The organism is Marinococcus sp. PL1-022, from assembly GCF_033845285.1.
GTDB lineage: Bacteria > Bacillota > Bacilli > Bacillales > Marinococcaceae > Marinococcus.
Genome location: NZ_JAWXCX010000001.1, coordinates 394,759 through 417,192, shown reverse-complemented (window position 1 = coordinate 417,192; position 22,434 = coordinate 394,759). Strand labels below are relative to the sequence as shown.

The following is a 22,434-nucleotide window of genomic DNA, read 5'->3' as shown; positions in this document are numbered from 1 at the left end:
ATCTTCCTTTCTCTATCTGTCTTCAACCGGTACCCGCTTTTCATGTACACATAACGTAATTCAATTTGGAACGTTTTTCAAGCAAGCGCTTTAATGACTGGTGTAATACGGCGCCTGCAGGAACAGAAGAACCCTCTGCTGCCACAGGCGCCTGCCTTTAGCAATTAAATTTTTTCCGGAATTGGCGGCTTTCCAGCCTGGATGCGCTCGGCGATCTGATCAATCTTGCGCAGCCGGTGGTTCACCCCGGATTTACTTACCTTGCCGCTCGGCACCATTTCCCCGAGCTCCTTCAGCGTGACGTCCTGGTGCTGGACACGCAGAATGGCCATTTCCCTGATTTTTTCGGGAAGGTTTTCGAGCCCGACCTCTGCCTGGACAAGCTGAATGTTTTCCACCTGCCTCAGCGCAGCTCCTACGGTTTTGTTTAAGTTCGCTGTTTCGCAGTTCACCAGGCGGTTCACCGAGTTGCGCATATCTTTCATAATCCGTACATCTTCAAAATACAGCAGAGCCTGGTGGGCACCGATGATATTTAAAAACTCGGTAATTTTTTCACTTTCTTTAATATAAAGAATGTAACCCTTTTTCCGTTCAAGGCTTTTCGATGTGAGCCCGAATGTTTCCATCAGCTCCCGGAGCGCCCGGTTGTGCTCTTCATACATCGAATAAATTTCCAGATGATACGAGGACGTTTCCGGATGATTAACCGATCCGCCGGCTAAAAAAGCTCCGCGTAAATACGCCCGGCGGCTGTCCGTGTCCGGAATCACATCCTTCGCAATCGAACGGTTAAACTGGTAGCCGTTTTCCATAATGGCAAGGTCACTCAGCATTTCCTTCGTTTCTTCGGCCATCCGGACTACATAGACATTATTCTTTTTTAAACGCATCTTTTTTCGAACAAGCAGCTCAATCACCATATCCTTATAGATACGCTTGATTAACGAATAGATCCGTCGTGCGATGGCAGCATTTTCAGTGGAAACGTCTAAAATCAGCTGGCCATTTCCAAATGAAATGGAGCCGTTCATCCTGATTAATGCTGCAAGCTCCGCTTTGGCGCTCGTATCTTCCACTTCAATCTGGGTTAATTCTTTTTTCGTTATAGCCGCAAATGAAGACATCCATCTTCACCGCCTTTCTGTCAATCACGGGCAAGCAGGGCTTCAGATACTTTTTTGGCATTATGACGAAGAACAAGGCCGTCATAGTGCATAAATGTATCTGTTACTACCCGGCACCCAATCTGTTCTAATCTTTCATAATCACACTCCACGGGAAACGCCTGCTGTTTTTCGTAGTTTGCAAGCACCGGAGCAGGGATCTCTCCGTTATGCACAAGGACAGTATCCACAAAAGCGCTTCCTGTATGCTTTTCAATGGCATGCAGATGATCGGCTGCCGAAAAGCCGTCCGTTTCCCCCGGCTGCGTCATTACATTGCAAATATATACCTTGCGCGCCTCTGAACGATTAAGGGCATCCCGGATACCAGGAACGATCAGATTTGGCATGATGCTTGTAAACAAGCTCCCGGGACCAATGACAATGACATCCGCCTGTTCAATGGCGCGAATGGTTTCCGGCAGTGCTTCAGCATCCGGCGGATGAATAAATACCTGGTCAATCTGCTTGCCGGCTTTAGGGATCAGGGACTCTCCGTAGACTGTGGATCCGTCCTTCATTTTTGCAAACAGTTCAATACTCCGATTGGAGGCCGGCAGAACCTTGCCGCGTACGTTTAACACGGTACTGAGCTCTGTAATTCCTTTGGCAAAGTCTCCGGTAATGGAGGTCATACCCGCTACCAGCAAATTCCCGAGGGAATGACCGGTCAGCCCCTCCCCGCTCGTGAAGCGGTGCTGGAACAGTTCTTCAATTAAAGGCTCGACTTCCGCAAGCGCCACCAGTACGTTTCTTACGTCCCCGGGCGGTGGAATATTAAACTCTTTCCGTAAGCGCCCGGAGCTTCCTCCGTCGTCTGCGACAGTCACAATCGCCGTAATGTCTGCCGGGAACTGCTTCAGCCCCCGGAGCAGAACGCCTATACCTGTGCCACCGCCCATCACTACAACCTTCGGGTCCTCCACGTCTATTTTTTCCTTCCTTCCTCAATGTCCCGGTGATTGGCATTCGTCTCATATTTCCCTGAAAAGTAAGAAGCAATATATTCAGCCAGCGTTACGGAACGGTGTTTGCCTCCTGTACATCCAATCGCAACCACAAGCTGTGACTTGCCCTCCTGCTTATACAGCGGAAGCATGAATTCAAGCATATCCACCAGCTTATTAATAAATTCCTTTGTATCCGTCCATTTTAACACGTACGAAGACACTTCTTCTTCGAGACCGGTTTTAGGCTCCAAATGTTCCACGTAGTGAGGGTTCGGCAGAAAACGAACGTCAAAAACCAAATCCGCATCGATCGGCATTCCGTACTTAAATCCGAAGGACATGACATTCACATTAAAAACCGACTGATTTTTTTCAGCATAATCAGTTAATATACGCTCTCTCAGCTCTCTCGGTTTCAGGCTGCTCGTATCAATAATATGACGCGCCCGGCCCTTTAGCTCCTGCAGCATCTCCCGCTCAAGCTGAATACCTTCAAGCGGTGCCTCCTCACTTGCAAGTGGATGCGACCGCCTTGTTTCTTTATAGCGGCTGACAAGCACCTGATCCTTTGCGTCCAAAAATAAAATATGTGTTGAGAGCTCTCTGCGCTGATCAAGCTGGTCTATGGAAGCAAACAGATGGTCAAAAAACTCCCTTGTCCGAAGATCCACTACAAAAGCTACTTTATCGGTTTTGTTTTCAGTCGTTTCAATTAAATCAATAAATGTCGGGATCAACGAAGGAGGCAGATTGTCTACACAGTAATAGCCCAGATCCTCAAAGCACTGGATGGCCACCGTCTTCCCGGCCCCCGACATCCCTGTAATGATTTCAACCTGAATCGATTTGCGCTCTTGTTCCATAATCCGCATCCCTCTTTTACATAAAGTATGGCGTTGACTGCTCAAACCGGCTCTCCAAAAGCCGGCGGTCCTTCGTATAGCGGAACGTACCATACACCGTTCCTTTATTATTCAAAATATGCTCGACAATGGCTTTATCGCCTTCGGCCATGGGAAGAGACGTCACTTTCTGCTTTTCTTTCCATTCAAGGATGCCCTCCGGAGACTCATTAAGCAGCCTGCCCCCGGCGCCAAAAGCTTCAAATGTAAACATCATCCACTCATTCGCTGTAAGTCCGTTCTCCATCGTAATAAAGGTGAAAATACCCCGCAGGTGCGGACGTTCAAGCGAAAGGCCCGTTTCTTCACGGAACTCCCGCCGGACGGAATCATACACCGACTCCCCCGGCTCCATTTTTCCGCCCGGGGCATTCCACCAATCGTAGCTTGGTTTCTTGAGCATAAGCAGTTGATCGTTCTGCTGTAAAAAACAATTTGTCACCCGTTGCATGTGTACCACCTCACATATACCTTTCTCCAGTATACTATCCTTCGATGGTTCAGACAATTTACAAAAGAAAGTATTCCGCGTTTTCTGCTCTTTGCACTAAAAAAACGGCGCAGAAATGATTTTCTGCGCCTGGGCGTCGCCGTTTCAGCCGGAGGGCCTATGCTTCGACCGCGTTTTTCAGTTCTTCCACGTACTGCTGCGCCGTCTGGGCCGCAAGCGACCCGTCGCCGGTCGCCGTCACGATCTGGCGCAGGAACTTGTCCCGGATGTCGCCGGCGGCGAACACGCCCGGAATCTTCGTTTCCATTTCCTCGTTCGTTTCGATATAGCCCTCGTCGTTCGTGATGCCGAGGTCGAGAAACGCCCCGTTCAGCGGCAGCAGCCCGATGTAGATGAACGCGCCGCTCGTTTCGAAGTCGTAGTCCTCGCCGGTTTTCAGGTCCGTCAGCGTGACGCTTCCGACCTTGCCGCCCTCGCCGTTGATGGTTTTCACGACCGTGCTCCATTTGAAGTCGATCTTGTCGTTCACAAACGCGCGCTGCTGCAGGATCTTCTGTGCCCGCAGCTCGTCGCGGCGGTGAATGACGGTCACCTTATCGGCAAACCGGGTCAGATACACCGCCTCCTCGACAGCGGAATCCCCGCCGCCGACCACGACGATTTCCTTGTTGCGGAAGAAGGCGCCGTCGCAGACCGCGCAGTAGGACACGCCGCGGCCGCCGAGCTCTTTTTCGCCCTCGACGCCGAGCTGCTTGTACTCCGCGCCGGTCGCGATGATCAGCGCGCGTGTTTTATAAACCTTGTTCCCGGCGTAGACCGTTTTGTATTCCCTGCCGTCCTCGACGCGGGAGACGTCGCCGTAGGCGTACGCCGCGCCGAACTTCTGGGCGTGCTGGAACATTTTCGTCGACAGGTCGGGCCCGAGAATATGGTCAAAGCCCGGGTAGTTTTCCACGTCCTCGGTGTTGGCCATCTGGCCGCCGGGCACGCCGCGCTCGAGCATGAGCGTGTCCATTTCCGCCCGGGAGGCGTACACCGCCGCGGTCATGCCGGCCGGGCCGGCGCCCGCGATAATCACATCATAAATCCGTTCTTCCGTCATAAAGGACACTCCCCTTACTTTAAATATCGCTTTCTTATGGCATCTGTACTTATTGTATGGCAGCCGCTTTTTGGCGTCCAGTAGTCTGCTTACTGCTGAAAATCGTCCTGTACCATTTCTCTTACCCTCTGACCGGTTAATATATTCTGTTCATATTCCCGGTAAAGCTCTTTCACTTCCGGATGATCGAGCTGACGGTTCTGTTTCCACCATTTGGCCGCCTGCTCCGTTTCACCGAGTAAATATAACGCCGCTCCATGATAAAACGCAACCGATCCGCGTTCAATCACGAACCGTTTATGATAAAGACGGGCGTAACGGCAGGCATCTTCGTAATAGCCAAGGTACGTACAGACAGCACTGATCCAGTGAAGGGACTCCCGGTCGACCGGAAGGATCGCTGTAAGCACACTCATTACTTCCTTCGAACGCTCATGCTCCCCCTTGCTTTCATACAATGCGGCGAGCTGGCAGCTCGCCGGCACGTAAGCGCCCTCCTGGTGCACCGTTTCGAGCAGCTTAACCGCCTGCTCGGTATCTCCGCTGTGCTGGTGCAGCTTTGCCAGCTGATGATAAGCCGCCCAGTAATCAGGCTCCTGCTTCAGCAGTTTTTCAAACAATTCCCGGGCTTCCTGGACCCGGCCTTTATCTGCCTGCTCCACTGCCTGTTCATAAATAGTCATATCCCCTGGGTGCTCCAGAAGACCTGGTTCATTTTCTTTAATCATTTCGAGCAGTTCCTTCGTTTCTTCTGCAAAGTCGCCTTCCGGGGCGATTTTCATATAATACCCGGCCGTTTCCGCTGCTTTTTCAAAATTACCCTGGAAGGCGTAATTGTTAGCCAGAAAGAAATAACATTCGGAGCGTTCCGGCTCCACCTCTTTAAGCACCCGGTCGAGAATGTTGTTGGAGCGATCAAACCATTCCATGTCTGTATATATTGCGGCAAGCTGGCATTGAAACAATCCCTTGGAAGGTTCGAGCTCGACAGCTCTTTCCAAAAAGAGAACGGCACGCTTCAGGTGATTTTTCTGATAAGCCACCACGCCCCGTTGAAAGAAGTATTCACCTGACTGCAAGAAAGGAATAATTGCGTCTTCGTTTTTTTGTTTTGAGCCCAATTCCTTTCATCCTTCCTTCGTTTGTTTTCTTTGTTCCTTCACGTTCCACATCAATTGTGACATTATAACACGCCCTCTGCTTCATGAAAACTCTCAGCAGCCCGCATGTTTTTTCAGCATCCAAAAACAACGGAGGAGAATGACCAAAGAAAAAACCGCCCGGAAGGACGGTCTTTTCTGTGATCAGCCTTTATTACGAACGATGTCTTTCTTCAAGCACCCGCAGCACCTCATCAAGGGGAAGCTTCTGTTCCCGCAAAAGCACGAGCAGATGGTAAAGAAGATCAGCTGTCTCCCAGCTCAATTCTTCGTGATCCCGGTTTTTCGAAGCAATAATCACTTCTCCGGCTTCCTCGCCGACTTTTTTCAAAATCTTATCCACGCCCTCGGTAAACAAGTACGTCGTGTAGGCGCCCTCCGGCATTTCCGCCTCGCGGGTGGCAATGACCTGCTCGAGTTCATTAATAATCGCAAACCGCCGGCCGTCGGCTGACTGCTTTTCATCCGACAGCAGGGAACGGGAAAAACAGCTGTAGTCTCCTTTATGGCATGCAGGACCTGCCGGTTCCACAAGCACGTTTAACGCGTCGCTGTCGCAGTCGTACCGGATGTCTGTCACCTGCTGCCTGTTTCCCGAGGTTTCCCCTTTATGCCAGAGCTCCTGGCGGGAGCGGCTGTAAAACCAGGTTTCCTTCGTATCGATTGTTTTCTGCAGCGATTCTTTGTTCATATAGGCAAGCGTCAGTACCTCTTTGCTGACGGCGTCCTGCACTACGGCCGGAATCAGACCTGCTTCATCAAAAGTTAGTTCGTCGACGTTCATCGTACTAAGACTCCTCTCTCCCGGATAAAAGCCTTAACTTCTTCAATCGATGTTTCTTTATAGTGAAAGATTGAAGCAGCTAGTGCCGCATCCGCACCTGATTTTTCAAATACATCTACAAAATGCTCTTTGGCGCCAGCGCCTCCGGAGGCAATAACAGGCACGTCCACTGCTTCGCTGACCGTTCGTGTCAACGCCTCGTCAAAGCCGGTCTTCGCCCCGTCCTGATCCATGCTCGTCAGAAGAATTTCGCCGGCTCCGCGGGCGGCGACTTCTTTGACCCAGTCGACGACTTCCCAGTCGGTGGGCGTGCGGCCGCCGTGGGTATAGATTCTCCAGGATCCGATCGACTCATCGTACTTGGCATCCACCGCTACGACAATACATTGCGAGCCGAAATAGGTGGATCCCTGAGTAATCAGTTCTGGGTTTTTGACCGCGGCCGTATTAAGCGACACTTTATCCGCACCGGCGCGGAGCATGTTGCGCATATCATCGACCGAGCTGATGCCGCCACCGACCGTGAAGGGAATGGCAATGCTTGCAGCCACCTGCTCCACGACGTCTATCATCGTTTTCCGTCCTTCATGCGAGGCGGAAATATCGAGAAATACAAGCTCATCCGCCCACTGCTCATCATAAAACGCAGCGAGTTCCACCGGGTCGCCGGCGTCCCTCAGTTCCACAAACTGTGTGCCCTTCACGACCCGTCCTTCTTTCACATCCAGACATGGAATAATCCGTTTCGTAAGCATTACTGTACCTCCTTCACGGCTTCTGCCACATCCACTTTGCCGGTATATATCGCTTTTCCGACAATGACACCGGCTATCCCTTTGTTGCGCTTCTCCGCAAGATTCCGGACATCCTCCATCGTGCCGATGCCACCGGAAGCAATGACGTTTACGCCGGTCGCTTCTGCGAGCTGCCTCGTTGCCTCTACGTTTGGTCCGGTCATCGTCCCATCGGTGGATATATCGGTGAATATAAATGTCTCCGCCCCGTGGGCAGCCATTTCCTGTCCAAGCTCGACGGCGGTTACTTCCGAGGTGTCGAGCCAGCCGTTCACGGCCACGTACCCATCTCTTGCATCAAGACCGATAGCGATAAGCCCGCCGTATTTTTCAAGCATATCCCGTGCAAACTCCGGATACTGGAGGGCAACACTGCCGAGTATCACCCGGTCCACGCCGTTGGATAAGTAATAGTCCACATCCTCTTCAGTCCGGATCCCTCCGCCGACCTGGATACGGACATCAAGCTCCCGTGCAGCACGGACAACGTGGGCATGATTGATGCGCCGTTTTTCTTTTGCCCCGTCAAGATCAACCATATGAATCCAGGCTGCTCCCGCCTTGGCAAATGAAGCAGCCATCTCAAACGGCGAATCGCCGTAGACAGTCTCCTGATTATAGTCGCCCTGAAAAAGACGGACACAGTTACCGTCCCGAATATCGATGGCCGGGTATACAATAAAATCACTCATGGGCTCCGCTCCTTTCACGGACAATCGCCCCGAAATTTTCAAGCATACCAATGCCGATTCTGCTGCTTTTTTCAGGATGAAACTGCGTGCCCATGATTTCGCCACGGCCAACCACCGCCGGTACGGTTTCGCCGTAATCGCTTGTCGCAATCAAAACGTCCGGATCGGCAGTTTCAATCACGTAGGAATGCACAAAATATGCATGGCCTTCCTCTACGTTTTTCAATAGCGGGTGGTCCGGCTGATGAAACGTAAGCGAGTTCCAGCCCATGTGAGGCACCTTCAGCCTTCTTCCCTGGCTGTCTTTTCCGGAAAACCGGCGGGCATGCCCGGGCAGAAAGCCGAACCCTTCTGTTTCCCCGTGTTCGTCGCTGCCTTCAAACAACAGCTGCATGCCAAGACAGATGCCAAGCAGCGGTTTGCCGGCAGCCGCCCAGTGTTCAATAAACTCAAACTGCCCGTTTTCCCGGATTAAATTCATCGCGTCCCGAAAAGCACCGACTCCCGGGAGAATCAAGCCATCCGCTTCCGCAAGCTTCTTCGTATGCTCAGAGACAAAATAAGGAATATCCAGTCGTTCCAGTGCCTTTTTCACGCTGTACAGGTTACCCATGCCGTAATCGATTATTCCTATCACAAGCGCTCCACTCCTTTTCTTTACAGCATTCCTTTGGTTGAAGGAACGCCCTTCACTCTCGGGTCCAGCTGGGTTGCTTCGTCAAGAGCCCGTGCCATCGCTTTAAATACCGCTTCAATAATATGATGAGTGTTATGTCCGTAATGGACGACTACGTGAAGGTTCATCCGGGCCTCCACCGCGAATTTCCACAAAAACTCATGGACGAGCTCGGTATCAAATGTTCCTACCTTGGCTGCCGGCAGCTCTGCCCGGAATTCAAGATGCGGACGGTTGCTTAAATCCACAATGACCTCTGCGAGCGCATCGTCCATCGGAATTTTGGCCTGGCCGTAGCGGCGAATGCCTTTTTTATCGCCGAGCGCCTGTCCGAAGGCTTCGCCAAGGCAGATACCGATGTCCTCGGTCGTATGGTGATCATCCACTTCCACATCGCCTTCGGCCTGCACGTCGAGAGAGAAATGGCCGTGCTTTTTAAACAGGTCGAGCATATGGCTCATAAACGGAACGTTCGTCTGTATGACCCCGTCCCCTTCGCCGTCAATGCCAAACTGCAGGCGGATGGATGTTTCTCCCGTCTTGCGTTCAACGCTTCCTCTGCGTTCTGCCATTCTACTTCTCCCCCTTCCGGATATCCACTGCGCGCGCATGTGCTTCAAGGCCCTCGATCCGGGCGATCGCAGAGATGTATTCCCCGTTTTCCTCGAGTGCTTCTTTGCTGTAGGAAATCACGCTGGAGCGTTTCACAAAATCATCGACACCGAGCGGGCTCGAGAACCGGGCCGTGCCGCTCGTCGGAAGCACGTGGTTCGGGCCGGCAAAGTAATCACCGACCGCTTCGGCACTGTATGGCCCTAAAAAGACAGCACCGGCGTGACGGATGGAGCCGAGCAGATTATCCGGCTGGGCGGTCATGATCTCCAGATGCTCCGGCGCAAGCCGGTTTACAGCCTCCACTGCCTCCGCCATCGTTTCGGTTAAGTAAATGGCTCCGTGCTTATCAAGAGACTCTTCCGCAATCTTTTTGCGTGGAAGGTCCTCCAGCTGACGCTCAAGCTCTTCCGCCACTTTTTTGCCGAGCTCCTCCGAGGTGGTTACAAGTACAGCCGAGGCGAGCTCATCGTGCTCCGCCTGGGAAAGCATGTCGGCTGCAATATAATCCGCCCGGGCTGTTTCATCAGCAAGCACGACGATCTCGCTTGGTCCGGCGATACTGTCGATCGCCACCTGACCGAACACTTCGCGTTTAGCCAGCGCGACATAAATATTGCCGGGCCCGACGATTTTATCCACCTTCTGGATGCTCTCCGTGCCATAGGCAAGCGCAGCTACCGCCTGCGCTCCCCCAATTTTCGCGATACGTTTAATGCCAAGCTCACTGGCAGTGACGAGCACCATCGGATGAAGGCGCTGGTCCTCTCCGGGAGGCGAACACATCGTAATGCTTTTCACGCCTGCAGCGATTGCCGGGATGGCATCCATCATAATAGTCGACGGGTAGGCTGCTTTGCCTCCCGGCACATAAATACCGACGCGGTCAAACGGAATAATCCGCTGGCCGAGCATCGTCCCGTCTTCTTTTGTTACCATCCACGACTGCCGGAGCTGGCGCTGATGAAAATCACGGATGTTTTCAATCGCTTTGCGGATCGCCTCGAGCTCTTTATCGTCCACCTGCTTATACGCCTCATCTATTTCTTCCTGCTGGACAAACAGCTCATCGAGGGTCACGCGGTCAAATATCTCGGTCAGCTCCATGAGTCCTTTATCTCCGTTTTCCCGCACCTTTTCAATAATGGAGGAGACCGATTCCCGCTGCTTTTCGGTTCCTCCTTCAATGGTGCGTTCAAGCGTTACTGATTTATCCAAAGGGGTCACGTTCATCATACCTGTTCTTCCACTCCTATCACCTGGGCGACACGCTCCACGAGATCATCAATAACGGTATCCTTCAAACGATAGCTTACCGGATTGACGATCAGCCGGGAGGTAATCGGCACAATCGTTTCAAGCTCTATTAAACCATTCTCCTTCAGCGTCTGGCCGCTGGAAACAATGTCTACAATACGGTCTGCCAGACCGACAAGCGGTGCCAGTTCAATCGATCCGTTTAATTTAATAATTTCCACCTGTTCGCCCTGCTGCTTAAAGTACTGCGTCGCCAGATTCGGATACTTTGACGCCACCTTTGGATTTACATCGGACTTTTCATACTCTGGAAGACCGGCTACTGCCAGGTAGCAGGCACTGATTTTCAAATCCAGCACTTCATACACGTCACGCTCTTCTTCAATCATTGTATCCTTGCCGGCGACCCCAATGTCTGCCACCCCGTGTTCAACATAGGTTGGCACATCCATCGGCTTCGCCAGGATAAAACGCATATTTGCTTCCGGGGCGTCGACGATCAGCTTTCTGGATTCTTCAAATTCCGGAGGAATGGGAAACCCGGCTTTACGTAGAAGCTGCACCGCTTCTTCGAAAATCCGTCCCTTTGGCATCGCGATTGTCAGCCATTCATTCATGCGAAGCTCCCTCCTTCTTTTTTCCGATCATGGATACAACATCCTCATAGGACACGCTCAGCTGATCCACGTCCTCTACGCCGCGGATATCCTGCAGCACGACCCGTTTTCCGGTTTCGCGGAGCTTACGCGCGCGCTCCACCGCTTCCGGGCGGCGCTCCGGGCTGAATAAAATACACGTCTGGGAAGGTACCGCTCCCGTAAGGCCAAGAGCTTCGACCAGCAGATCAAGCCGGAGACCGAATCCGACAGCCTGGGCCGGACGGTTAAACTGCTGCAGCAGTTCATCATAGCGGCCGCCGCTTCCAAGCGGGACGCCCAGGTTGTTGCCGTAGCTTTCAAATACGATGCCGGTGTAGTAGCTCATATGCATAAATAAGTTAAAGTCGAGCTTAATGTAATCGGACAGCTCATAGTGTTCAAGCACCGTTTTCAGCTCCTGCAGCTCCTCGAGCGCTTCCTTTGCTGCCGGTGTCTGAACCAGATTCAATGCTTCGTCCAGGGTCCGCCAGTCGCCCCGCAGACGCAGCAGGCTGTTCAGCTTTTTCTTATCAAGAGAGGAAAGCGGGAGATTTTCCACGTGCTGGCGATAGCCGACATAGTTTTTTTCGTATAAAAACCGGCGCAGATCATCAGCACGTTCATCATTTCCGAGCACCTCTTCAAGCAGCGCGTTCACGTACCCGACGTGCCCGACCGTAATTTGAAACGTGGTCAGCCCGGTTTTTCGCAGAGCTTCAATCATAAGAGAGACGACTTCCCCGTTCGCACTTGAAGTGCCGTCTCCAATCAATTCCACCCCGAGCTGTTCAAATTCTGCCGGACGTCCGGCCTCAAGCTGCTGCGCGCGGAAGACATTAGTATGATAAGCCAAACGGATGGGAAAATGCTGCTTTTGCAGCCCGGATGCCGTCACCCGGGCAATTGGTGCTGTCATGTCCGGACGCAGCACCAGCGTCCGTCCCTGCTGATCGAGGAGTTTAAACAGCTGATGATCAAGAATCGCCGACGCGCTCCCCACTGTATCGTAATACTCCAGTGTCGGCGTTTCGACAGGCAGGTACCCCCAGCTTTCCCATTCATCGTTAATGACCCGTTGTACGTTCCGTTTTGTCTGAAAATATCCCGGAAGCGCATCGCGCATCCCAAGCGGCTTTTCAAACATAAAAAGCTTACTCATACTCTCTCTCCTTTTCTCTTCACGATGCTTTAGTTCGCTAATGTACTAACAAAATAAAGAATAATCATAGTTTACACATCTTTTTTTACACCGTCAATTTTCCTTTTCTGCTTTCATTATAACAATATTCACTGCCCTATCAGTCTTTTACGCTTCCAGAAAAGCGAAAAGCCGGCCTCCAAAAAGCCGGCTTGAAGCCTATGTTCTTATCCGCATCGGACTGCCTCCGGCAAAGGCCCGCGGAGGCACGTCTTTATGCACGACCGTTCCTGCTGCCACCACCGCCCGGTCGCCAATCGTCACCCCGGGCAGAATAGTCACGTTGGCACCGACCATAACCTCGTTTCCGATTACAATATCGCCGAGCCGGTATTCATCAATTAAATGCTCGTGGGTCAAAAGCGTCGATTGATAACCAATAATAGAATTGCTGCCAATATGAATTTTCTCCGGAAACATGAGATCCGGCATGACCTTATACGCAAGCGCCGTTTTTTCACCTATTTCCATTCCAAGCAGCTGCCGGTACATCCACCGCTTCACCGACACAAACGGCACGACCCGCGAAGCTTCAATAACCGCTGTATTTTTGAAGGCCTTCAAAAACGGGACCGTACGGTACATCTGCCACAGAGCATTGGTATTATTACCCGGGAAATAACGGTCTGTTTTTCTCATTCCTCTGGTTCCCCGACAATATCGAGCAGATCGCTCATCCGGGTGAGCATCCAGTCCGGTTCATAATTTTTCAGAAACGATGCACCCTTGATGGTCCATTCCACTCCCGCTGTGTGAACACCGGCATTTTTTCCTGCCATAATATCAAACTGGCTGTCGCCAATCATAATGGTTTCCTCCGGACGGGCATTCAGCTGTGTCATGGCTATTTGCAGCGGCTCCGGATGCGGCTTCGGGTTTTCAACATCATCCACTGTAACGAACGCCGAGAAAAAAGGAAGCAGCCCGAGCATATCGGCTCCTTTGACCGCCGCCTCCCTTCTCTTTGTCGTTACAATACCGAGGGAATAGCCCCGCTCGTACAGCTTTTTAATAGTGTCATACACGCCGTCGTATTCCCGGACGAGCGTTTCATGGTTTGCCAGGTTGTGGGATTGGTACGTGTCAATCATCTGTTCCACCTGGCTCGGGTTGCTGCTGATGCTTGAAAAGTTATCCGCCAGCGGCACCCCGATCCAGCTGATGATGTCATCCCTGCTGTATTGGTCCGGAGCATAATACGTCAGCACGTGCTCATAAGAAGAAATGATCAAATCATTGGTATCAATCAGCGTGCCGTCTAAATCAAACAGCAGTGTATTCCATCTGGTCATGAGGCTTCCCCTTTCGCTTTTATCCTTATATGCCGGGACCGTCTTTACTTAAGTATCTTGCTTTGGCAAGGCCTGCCTGTCTGCGGTATAAAATCAGACTCACGGCTGCGATGATCAAAAGCACTGAAATCAGCTGTGCCACCCGGATCGTATCAAACAGCATTAAGCTGTCGGTCCGCATTCCTTCGATGAAAAAGCGTCCGAAGGAATACCAGATAACATACGTTAAAAACAGCTCCCCGCGGCGGAGATTAACCCGGCGCAGTCCTAAAAGCAGTAAAAATCCCGCAATATTCCAAAGCGATTCGTACAAAAACGTGGGATTATAGTAGGCTCCCTCAATATACATCTGATTAATAATGAATTCCGGCAGCTGCAGCCCCTCTAAAAACGAACGGTTCACTTCGCCGCCGTGGGCTTCCTGGTTGATAAAATTGCCCCAGCGTCCAATCGCCTGCCCTAAAATAATGCTCGGTGCGGCAATGTCAGCCAGCTTCCAAAAGGAAACCCGTTTGATTTTCGAAAAGACAATGCCCGTAAGCACGGCACCAATCAATCCGCCGTGTATGGCAAGACCGCCTTCCCATACCGCCAGAATACTTCCCGGATTCTGGGCGTAATAGCCCCACTCAAAAATCACGTAATACAACCGGGCGCAGATAATCGAAATCGGTATGGCAAAAATGAGCAGATCCGCGAAAATATCCTCCGGGAGCCCGCGTTTTTTTGCTTCATAGGAAGCTAAAATGTACCCAAGCAGAGCGCCGAGGCCAATGAGAATCCCGTACCAGTAAATAGGCACAGACCCGACTTCAAAGGCGACCCGGTCGATCGGCTGCATCGATGAATAAATCATATCCCCTGCCACTCCTGACTGCTAAATGTATAATAATTAAAATTCTTCTTTATCACCGTCGTCAATCATCTGTTTTAACCGGTCCGAAAACTGCTGAGCTGTGTTCACGCCCATCCGTTTCAGCCGGAAGTTCATCGCCGCCACTTCAATAATAACGGCAAGGTTTCGTCCCGGCCGCACCGGAACGGTCAGCTTCTGAATCTCCGTGTCGAGCACCTGGAGCGTCTCTTCATCAAGACCGAGGCGGTCGTACGCTTTTTGTTCATCCCAGAGCTCAAGGTGAATGGTCAGCGAGATGCGTTTATATGGTCGGACAGCCCCTGCCCCAAACAGCGTCATGACATCAATAATGCCGAGACCCCGGATTTCAAGCAGGTTCTGAATCAGCTCCGGTGCCGTGCCAACAAGGGTGTCACCGTTCTGCTGACGGATTTCGACAGAATCATCCGCTACAAGCCGGTGGCCCCGGCGTACGATATCAAGCGCCGTTTCACTTTTCCCTACGCCGCTCGCCCCGGTAATCAGCACACCGATGCCGTAAATATCCACCAGCACGCCGTGCATCGCTGTCGATTTGGCCAGCTTCGTATCGAGATAGTTCGTCAGCTGGCTGATCAGCTGCGTGCTTGCCAGATGCGAGCGCATGATCGGAACACCGGTCTTTTCCGCATTCTCAATCAGCTCCGGCGGAGCTACCAGCCCACGCGAGATGACAATGCCCGGAGTGTCGTATGTACACAGCTTTTCCATGCGTTCCTGCTTTTCTTCGTCCTGGAGCTGTTGAAAAAAAGAAAGCTCTGTCCGCCCAAGCAGCTGCAGCCGCCGGGCAGGATAATATGTAAAAAAACCGGCCATTTCTATTCCCGGACGGGAAATATCGCTCGTGGTTATCGCCCGGTACAGCCCTTCTTCCCCGGCGAGAAGCTCTAATTGAAACCGCTCCTTTAAATCCGTTGCCGTCACTTTTGCCATCGTGCTGCCTCCCTCAAAAATCGCTCTGTCGTTTTTTGAATGCGTTTGCTTTCTCTTTTCGTACGTTGTTATTGTAGCACGTTTTCAAAAGAAGATGGAACCTGCTCCAGAGGATTTCAGTTTCCCTGCTGCACGAAAAAGACCCGCCGGCAGGCGGGCCAATTTTTACCTCTTATTATTTTCCCCGGCCTCCGGAAGAACCTCACGTTTTTCTTCCACTCAGCGGGTTTACGAAAAGATTGTACATCAGCATATTTAAAACAGCGATCACTACAGCGGCAAGAAAAGCCATGCCGAAGCCGGACATGTTAAAAGCTTCTCCCATCACCGCCGACGTAAGCATCAGCATCAGCGCATTGATCACAAAAATAAACAAGCCGAATGTTACGACAGAAAGCGGGAGGGTGAAAAAAATTAATAGCGGGCGGATCACAAGATTAATCAGCGTCAACACCAAACCGGCCACTATAGCTGCCCCAAAGCCGTCAATAGTAAAGCCGGGGAAAAACCCGGCTACTACCATTAATGCAATGGTGTTAACAATAAACGGTACTAAACAGCCCATCAGGAGACGGCGTCCTCTTCATTAGGGAGAAGCACGGCTAATACGAGATAAATCAGCAGTACCCAGGAGGTAACGGGAAGGATAACAAGCACCACACTGATAATCCGTATTAAGGATGAATCCCAGCCGAGATAATCTGCCAATCCGCCACACACGCCTGTTAATTTCCGGTCTTCACGGGATTTATACAACTTCTTCTTTGCCAACCTGATCACCCTTTCAGTTTTTTATTCGTGATTCTGGACAGTTATCGTACCTGTCTTTGCCGAAGCCTCAAGCCTCAGCGTTGGAGTCGCGTCGGCATTGGATACAAACTGATAATATTTTTGCATGAATTCGCTTTTTTCTTCTTTTACTTCAATGTTGTCGAGCAGACACTTGTAATTCCCGACGTTTGTCCGGAGCACGCCCTCCGTTCGGATATCCCGAGGTGTAATCACCTTGATGCTCCCCGTCGTAGTGGAAAGAAGTGCCCGGCTCCTCTCACTCAGTGACGTATACCGGGCTGTAATCGCTCCGTTCAGCGCCTCTGCCTCAATATCTGAGAGCGATCCATCGTAATGAATCGAGCCATTCCACGTTTTGACGTCGGCGCTGCCGATTCTGCCTTCCTTCAGCTCCACGGCCCCGTTGGCCGTTTCCACTGCCAGATAGCCGGCGGAAGCATGCAGTACTGTGATTGCCCCGTTGCTTGCTTTAACGTACAGATTGTCTGTTTGAACTCCGTCAATTCTGACGTCTCCGTTAAACGTGGATACATCCATCTTATCCATGGATTTTTCCGGCACATAAACGACCGCCTGAACTTTATAATTGCCGGATCTTGAAGCAAAGCGGAGCTTTCCGCTCCGGGAGTCAAACTCAGTGCCTTCGATAAACTCTCGCCGGGCTGCATCTTCACTTTCTTCTGTGTAAGCTTTTACCTGGCAGGCAACACGGATGGTGTTCCCTTCCCACTTCTGACAGATAAGGCTTCCATTTTGGATAAACATATCGAGCGAACGAATGTCGCTTTCATCATGTTCAAACGTATGCTGGAAGTCCACGGACGGGCCGAAATTAAAGTCGAGGTCGAACCGTTTGACGCGGTCAAGCGCATGGTCAAAAAAGCCGGAGAGCATCGCAAACGGATCCTCCTTGTTTTTTCTCTTCTGACCGCTGCCGGCTGCTTTCTTATCTGTCCGGTAGGCGCCGCTTCTCCGGGATTCGGAGGAGCTGCCTTCCCCTTGTTCCTTGCTGTCTGCCTGGGGACCGGAAGAAGCAGCAGAGCCTTTGGCCCGGAGAAGACGTTCCCCTTCTTCCAGAGAAATAATACCGTCTTCCATCATTTTCAGTATTCGCTGACGTTCTTCATCCATTTCATGTTCCTCCTTCGGTAATATATCAGAACCGGTACGTGGAATCTCAGCCTTCTGCTTCCTATTACATACGAAGAACAGTGGTATCCGTTTCAGTCGATTCTTCTATGATGAAGGGGTATGAGCGGCCTGCTCCGATGCTTCCCATTGCCTGGCCATGCGCTCCCGTTCTCTTTCAAGCACCGGTTTTAAATAATAGCCGGTATAGGAAGCCTGTGATTCCGCTACTTTTTCCGGCGTGCCGGTGGCCACAATCTTACCGCCGCCTGCTCCGCCTTCCGGACCGAGATCGATGATATGGTCTACCGTTTTAATGACGTCGAGATTGTGCTCGATGATTAACACAGTATCTCCATTATCCACAAGCCGCTGGAGCACCTTCAGCAGCCGGTCGATATCATCCACATGCAGGCCGGTTGTCGGCTCGTCGAGGATATACAGGGATTTGCCTGTGGAACGGCGATGCAGCTGGGAAGCCAGCTTCACCCGCTGGGCTTCCCCGCCCGAAAGTGTCGTTGCCTGCTGCCCTAGTTTTATATACCCTAAACCAACGTCGTATAACGTTTGGATTTTCCGGCGGATTTTTGGAATATTTTCAAAGAAGTCCACTGCTTCTTCCACAGTCATTTCCAGGACATCGGCAATATTTTTGCCTTTATATTTGATTTCGAGCGTTTCACGGTTGTACCGCTGGCCACCGCACTCTTCACATGTGACGTAAATATCCGGAAGAAAATGCATTTCTATTTTGATAATACCGTCGCCTTTACACGCCTCACAGCGTCCGCCCCGGACGTTGAAGCTGAAGCGTCCCTTCTGGTAGCCCCGGATTTTCGCTTCGTTGGTCATCGCAAATACCTCGCGGATATTATCAAATACTCCGGTGTAGGTCGCCGGATTCGAACGCGGCGTCCGGCCGATCGGCGACTGATCGATATCAATTACTTTTTCGAGCTGGTCGATGCCTTCCACGCTTTTGTGCGCGCCCGGCTTCTGCTTACCGCGGTGAAGCTTCTGTGAAAGCACCTTGTATAAAATATCGTTGATCAGTGTACTTTTTCCAGATCCCGAAACACCGGTGATCGCGCTCAGCAGGCCAAGCGGAATCTCCGCGTTCGTTCGCTTCAAATTGTTTTCCACAGCACCTTTCACCTTCAGCCAGCGGTCGGAAGGCTTACGCCGTTCCCCCGGGAGCGGAATAAATCTTTTTCCCGCTAAATACTGACCGGTCAGGGAGGCATCATTTTCCTTCAATTCCTCCGGGGTGCCTTCAGCGATAATATTGCCGCCGTGGCGGCCGGCCCCGGGACCGATGTCAATGATATGGTCGGCAGCAAGCATGGTGTCCTCGTCATGTTCAACAACAATCAGCGTATTTCCAAGGTCACGCATGTTCTGCAGCGTCTGTATCAGCCGGTTGTTGTCCCGTTGGTGAAGGCCGATCGACGGCTCGTCAAGGACATAAAGGACGCCCATCAGTGCCGAACCGATCTGGGTCGCCAGCCGGATGCGCTGCGCTTCCCCGCCTGACAGTGTGCCAGCGGAGCGGCTCAGGGTTAAATAATCGAGACCGACATTAATGAGAAAGCCGAGGCGTTCATTAATTTCACGCAGAATCAGGCGGGCGATCTCCATTTCCTTTTCCGTTAAATCGATATTTTCCACGTACGTATACGCCTGTTGAATCGAAAGATCCGTCAGCTCCCCGACGTGAATATTTCCAACCAGCACAGAACGCGCCTCGAGGCTCAGGCGGTGACCTTTACACGTTGGGCACTGCTTGTTGCTCATGTACTGCTGCATCTGTTCACGGGTGAAATCCGACCCGCTTTCACGGTAGCGGCGGGAAACGTTGTTCAGCACGCCTTCAAAATAAATCTGGCGTTCCCGGACCTGACCGCGTTCGTTCTTGTGGCGGAAGGTTATTTTCTGCTGGCCGTTGCCTTCGAGCAGTATTTCCTTATGCTCTGCCGGAAGGTCTTTAAACGGCTTATCCATATCAATATTAAAGTGATCGCAGGCCGAACGGAGCAGCTGCGGGTAATACTGGGAGCTGATCGGCTCCCACACGGCGATGGCATGCTCCCGGAGTGTCCGGTCCGGATCGGGAACGACAAGGTCGCTGTCCACTTCGAGCTTGCTGCCAAGACCGTCACAGGTCGGGCAGGCACCGTACGGACTGTTAAAGGAAAACATTCTCGGCTCGAGCTCCCCAATTGAAAAGCCGCATTCCGGACAGGAGTGATGCTGGTTGAACCGCATTTCCTTCTCACCGACAACGTCAATCAGCACCTTCCCTTCCCCGAGCTCGAGGGCCGTCTCCAGGGAGTCCGCCAGCCGGGTCTCCACACCGTCTTTAATGACGATACGATCCACGACTGCTTCAATATCGTGCTTTTTATTTTTTTCGAGCTTGATTTCTTCTCCAATATCACGCATTTCCCCGTCCACGCGAATACGCACCAGCCCTTTTTGCTTCAGCTGATCCATCACCTTCACATGCTCTCCCTTTCTGCCGGCAATGACCGGAGCGAGAATCTGCATTTTCGTCCGTTCAGCATAAGCCATCATCTGGTCGACCATCTGGGAAATAGTCTGGGAGGTAATCGGCACATGATGGTACGGGCAGTAAGGCGTACCGACCCGTGCAAATAAAAGGCGCAGGTAGTCATAAATTTCCGTCACGGTGCCGACCGTCGAGCGCGGGTTCTTGCTTGTTGTTTTCTGGTCAATTGATATCGCCGGGGAGAGCCCTTCAATGGAATCGACGTCCGGCTTTTCCATCTGTCCCAAAAACTGACGGGCGTAAGCCGACAATGATTCGACATACCGGCGCTGCCCTTCAGCATAAATTGTGTCGAAGGCAAGCGAAGATTTCCCGGAGCCGGATAATCCAGTCATGACGACCAGCTGGTCCCTCGGAATTGTCACATCAATATTTTTTAAATTGTGGGACCTCGCCCCCTGAATCTTAATATTATCTGCTGCCATTCGTTGGTCATCCTTCCGCTTTAAGTTCTAATACCATATCGCGCAGTTCCGCTGCGCGTTCAAACTGCAGGTCTTTGGCTGCCTGTTTCATTTCGTCTTCCATTTGGTCAATTACTTTTTTCCGCTCCGTCTTGCTCATTTTATCAAGAGCTGGTTTATCAATATCGGATGAATCCTCTGAGCTGACCGTTGCCTGAATGAGGGCAGGGATTTCTTTTTGGATCGTTTTCGGTGTAATGCCGTATTTTTCGTTATGCGCTATTTGGATCTCGCGGCGGCGGTTCGTTTCACTGATAGCCACGTCCATCGAACGCGTCATTTTGTCTGCGTACATAATAACATGCCCGCGGTCGTTCCGGGCAGCACGCCCCATTGTCTGGATAAGGGAGCGCTCCGCGCGCAGAAAGCCTTCCTTATCTGCATCCAGAATGCCAATCAGTGACACTTCCGGAATATCCAGCCCTTCCCGGAGAAGATTGATGCCGACCAGAACGTCAAACTGGCCTAGGCGGAGCTGGCGGATGATGTCGATCCTCTCGAGCGTTTTAATGTCCGAGTGCAGATACTTTACCCGGATACCGAGCTCTTTTAAATAGTTGGTCAAATCCTCTGCCATTTTCTTCGTGAGCGTCGTCACGAGCACCCGCTCATTTTGCTCCCGCCGCTCATGGATTTCCCCAATCAAGTCATCGATTTGTCCTTCAATCGGCTTCACTTCCACTGTCGGGTCGAGCAGCCCGGTCGGCCGGATAATCTGTTCAATGACTTCCGGAGCGTGCTCGAGCTCATACGGACCCGGCGTTGCGGAAATAAACATCGCCTGGTTGATCCGCCCTTCAAATTCATCAAATTTCAACGGACGGTTGTCCATCGCGGACGGAAGCCGGAAGCCGTGGTCCACGAGCACCTGCTTTCTGGCCTGGTCCCCGTTGTACATGCCGCGCACCTGCGGAAGCGTAACGTGGGACTCATCCACCACGAGTAAAAAATCATCCGGAAAATAGTCAATCAATGTATACGGCGCATCTCCGGGATTCCGGAAGGTCAGATGCCTCGAATAGTTTTCAATCCCGGAGCAAAAGCCCATCTCCTGCATCATTTCGAGGTCGTAATTGGTTCGCTGCTCAAGCCGCTGCGCTTCAAGCTCCCGGCCGTTTGCCCGGAACTTTTCAAGCTGCTCCTGAAGCTCCTGCTGAATATTTTTAATGGCCCGCTCCATTTTTTCTTCCCTCGTCACAAAGTGGGATGCCGGGAAAATGGCAGCATGTGAACGTTCACCGATAACTTCGCCGGTCAGAGCGTCCACCTCGGTGATCCGGTCGATTTCATCGCCAAACATTTCAACACGAATGCAGTGCTCTTCTCTTGATGCCGGGAAAATTTCGACCACGTCACCGCGCACGCGAAACGTTCCGCGCACGAAATTAATGTCGTTGCGCTCGTATTGAATGTCCACGAGCTTCCGGAGAATCTGATCCCGTTCGATCTCCATACCCGTCCGGAGTGACAGCATCAGATCCCTGTAATCCTCCGGCGAGCCGAGACCATAAATGCAGGAAACGCTGGCCACGATAATAACGTCTTCCCGCTCAAATAAGGCGCTCGTCGCCGAGTGCCTTAGTTTGTCAATTTCATCATTAATGCTCGCGTCTTTTTCGATAAACTGGTCTGTCTGCGGTACGTAGGCCTCCGGCTGATAGTAGTCGTAATAGCTCACAAAATATTCTACTGCATTATTTGGAAACATTTCTTTAAATTCATTATATAACTGCCCGGCAAGCGTCTTATTGTGCGCCATAACAAGCGTCGGCCGGTTTACTTCTGTTAACACATTGGATACTGTAAACGTTTTCCCGGTCCCTGTCGCCCCAAGCAGCGTCTGGTATCTTTTTCCGTCCTTTAACCCTTGAACCAGCTTTTCAATCGCCTGCGGCTGGTCGCCGGCCGGATTATATCTACTCGCCAGTTCAAATGTTTCGTTCATATTAGTCCCTCACTTCCTGTCTGCGTTCCGGTCA

The 22,434-nt window shown here is 51.6% G+C and carries 23 protein-coding genes; all 23 read right to left on the bottom strand.

The window, feature by feature from the left end:
• Positions 1-164: 164 nt before the first annotated feature.
• Complete coding sequence (gene whiA, locus SIC45_RS02175) at positions 165-1,127, bottom strand: DNA-binding protein WhiA (protein WP_022793880.1); 963 nt, start codon at positions 1,125-1,127, stop codon at positions 165-167.
• 20 nt (positions 1,128-1,147) lie between these two features.
• Positions 1,148-2,092: a gluconeogenesis factor YvcK family protein gene (locus SIC45_RS02170; RefSeq protein ID WP_298785188.1), complete on the bottom strand. Its 945-nt coding sequence runs from the start codon at positions 2,090-2,092 to the stop codon at positions 1,148-1,150.
• A 2-nt stretch (positions 2,093-2,094) separates the two neighbouring features.
• The gene (gene rapZ, locus SIC45_RS02165; protein ID WP_319630918.1) at positions 2,095-2,979 is read right to left on the bottom strand and encodes an RNase adapter RapZ; all 885 of its coding nucleotides are present in this window, start codon (positions 2,977-2,979) and stop codon (positions 2,095-2,097) included.
• A gap of 16 nt (positions 2,980-2,995) precedes the next feature.
• The gene (locus SIC45_RS02160; RefSeq protein ID WP_298785186.1) at positions 2,996-3,469 is read right to left on the bottom strand and encodes an NUDIX hydrolase; all 474 of its coding nucleotides are present in this window, start codon (positions 3,467-3,469) and stop codon (positions 2,996-2,998) included.
• Positions 3,470-3,626: 157 nt separating this feature from the next.
• Positions 3,627-4,571 (bottom strand): thioredoxin-disulfide reductase, encoded by a 945-nt coding sequence (gene trxB, locus SIC45_RS02155; RefSeq protein ID WP_319630917.1) that lies wholly within the window; start codon positions 4,569-4,571, stop codon positions 3,627-3,629.
• Positions 4,572-4,660: 89 nt separating this feature from the next.
• Positions 4,661-5,692, bottom strand: a complete 1,032-nt coding sequence (locus SIC45_RS02150; RefSeq protein WP_319630916.1) for a tetratricopeptide repeat protein — start codon at positions 5,690-5,692, stop codon at positions 4,661-4,663.
• A gap of 193 nt (positions 5,693-5,885) precedes the next feature.
• Positions 5,886-6,515, bottom strand: coding sequence for a bifunctional phosphoribosyl-AMP cyclohydrolase/phosphoribosyl-ATP diphosphatase HisIE (gene hisIE / locus SIC45_RS02145; RefSeq protein ID WP_298785183.1), 630 nt, complete (start codon positions 6,513-6,515; stop codon positions 5,886-5,888).
• Positions 6,512-7,270, bottom strand: coding sequence for an imidazole glycerol phosphate synthase subunit HisF (gene hisF, locus SIC45_RS02140; protein WP_298785182.1), 759 nt, complete (start codon positions 7,268-7,270; stop codon positions 6,512-6,514). Before hisF ends, hisIE begins: the two co-directional genes overlap by 4 nt.
• Positions 7,270-8,001 carry a 1-(5-phosphoribosyl)-5-[(5-phosphoribosylamino)methylideneamino]imidazole-4-carboxamide isomerase gene (gene hisA / locus SIC45_RS02135; protein ID WP_319630915.1) on the bottom strand — a complete coding sequence of 244 codons (732 nt, stop codon included), beginning with the start codon at positions 7,999-8,001 and terminating at the stop codon, positions 7,270-7,272. The genes hisF and hisA overlap by 1 nt, the downstream gene beginning before the upstream one ends.
• Positions 7,994-8,638 (bottom strand): imidazole glycerol phosphate synthase subunit HisH, encoded by a 645-nt coding sequence (gene hisH, locus SIC45_RS02130; protein WP_319630914.1) that lies wholly within the window; start codon positions 8,636-8,638, stop codon positions 7,994-7,996. Before hisH ends, hisA begins: the two co-directional genes overlap by 8 nt.
• A gap of 20 nt (positions 8,639-8,658) precedes the next feature.
• On the bottom strand, positions 8,659-9,249 hold the full coding sequence (gene hisB / locus SIC45_RS02125; RefSeq protein WP_298785179.1) for an imidazoleglycerol-phosphate dehydratase HisB: 591 nt from the start codon (positions 9,247-9,249) through the stop codon (positions 8,659-8,661).
• Position 9,250: 1 nt separating this feature from the next.
• Complete coding sequence (hisD, locus tag SIC45_RS02120) at positions 9,251-10,522, bottom strand: histidinol dehydrogenase (protein ID WP_319632912.1); 1,272 nt, start codon at positions 10,520-10,522, stop codon at positions 9,251-9,253.
• Positions 10,522-11,163, bottom strand: coding sequence for an ATP phosphoribosyltransferase (gene hisG / locus SIC45_RS02115; RefSeq protein ID WP_298785177.1), 642 nt, complete (start codon positions 11,161-11,163; stop codon positions 10,522-10,524). Before hisG ends, hisD begins: the two co-directional genes overlap by 1 nt.
• Entirely contained in the window at positions 11,156-12,343 is a 1,188-nt protein-coding gene (locus SIC45_RS02110; protein WP_319630913.1) for an ATP phosphoribosyltransferase regulatory subunit, read from the bottom strand. The genes hisG and SIC45_RS02110 overlap by 8 nt, the downstream gene beginning before the upstream one ends.
• A 198-nt stretch (positions 12,344-12,541) precedes the next feature.
• Positions 12,542-13,021, bottom strand: a complete 480-nt coding sequence (locus SIC45_RS02105; RefSeq protein ID WP_298785173.1) for an acyltransferase — start codon at positions 13,019-13,021, stop codon at positions 12,542-12,544.
• Complete coding sequence (gene ppaX, locus SIC45_RS02100; protein WP_319630912.1) at positions 13,018-13,674, bottom strand: pyrophosphatase PpaX; 657 nt, start codon at positions 13,672-13,674, stop codon at positions 13,018-13,020. Before ppaX ends, SIC45_RS02105 begins: the two co-directional genes overlap by 4 nt.
• Before the next feature lie 25 nt (positions 13,675-13,699).
• Complete coding sequence (lgt, locus tag SIC45_RS02095) at positions 13,700-14,530, bottom strand: prolipoprotein diacylglyceryl transferase (protein WP_413645495.1); 831 nt, start codon at positions 14,528-14,530, stop codon at positions 13,700-13,702.
• 36 nt (positions 14,531-14,566) lie between these two features.
• A complete protein-coding gene (hprK, locus tag SIC45_RS02090; RefSeq protein WP_091613440.1) occupies positions 14,567-15,502 on the bottom strand; it encodes an HPr(Ser) kinase/phosphatase in 936 nt (311 codons plus the stop codon).
• Between the two features lie 202 nt (positions 15,503-15,704).
• Positions 15,705-16,067 (bottom strand): phage holin family protein, encoded by a 363-nt coding sequence (locus SIC45_RS02085; protein WP_298785165.1) that lies wholly within the window; start codon positions 16,065-16,067, stop codon positions 15,705-15,707.
• Complete coding sequence (locus SIC45_RS02080) at positions 16,067-16,273, bottom strand: PspC domain-containing protein (protein WP_022793861.1); 207 nt, start codon at positions 16,271-16,273, stop codon at positions 16,067-16,069. Before SIC45_RS02080 ends, SIC45_RS02085 begins: the two co-directional genes overlap by 1 nt.
• Positions 16,274-16,294: 21 nt before the next feature.
• Positions 16,295-17,425, bottom strand: a complete 1,131-nt coding sequence (locus tag SIC45_RS02075) for a DUF4097 family beta strand repeat-containing protein (RefSeq protein WP_319630911.1) — start codon at positions 17,423-17,425, stop codon at positions 16,295-16,297.
• Positions 17,426-17,530: 105 nt separating this feature from the next.
• On the bottom strand, positions 17,531-20,416 hold the full coding sequence (gene uvrA / locus SIC45_RS02070) for an excinuclease ABC subunit UvrA (protein WP_319630910.1): 2,886 nt from the start codon (positions 20,414-20,416) through the stop codon (positions 17,531-17,533).
• A gap of 7 nt (positions 20,417-20,423) precedes the next feature.
• Entirely contained in the window at positions 20,424-22,400 is a 1,977-nt protein-coding gene (gene uvrB, locus SIC45_RS02065; RefSeq protein ID WP_298785154.1) for an excinuclease ABC subunit UvrB, read from the bottom strand.
• Positions 22,401-22,434 lie beyond the last annotated feature (34 nt).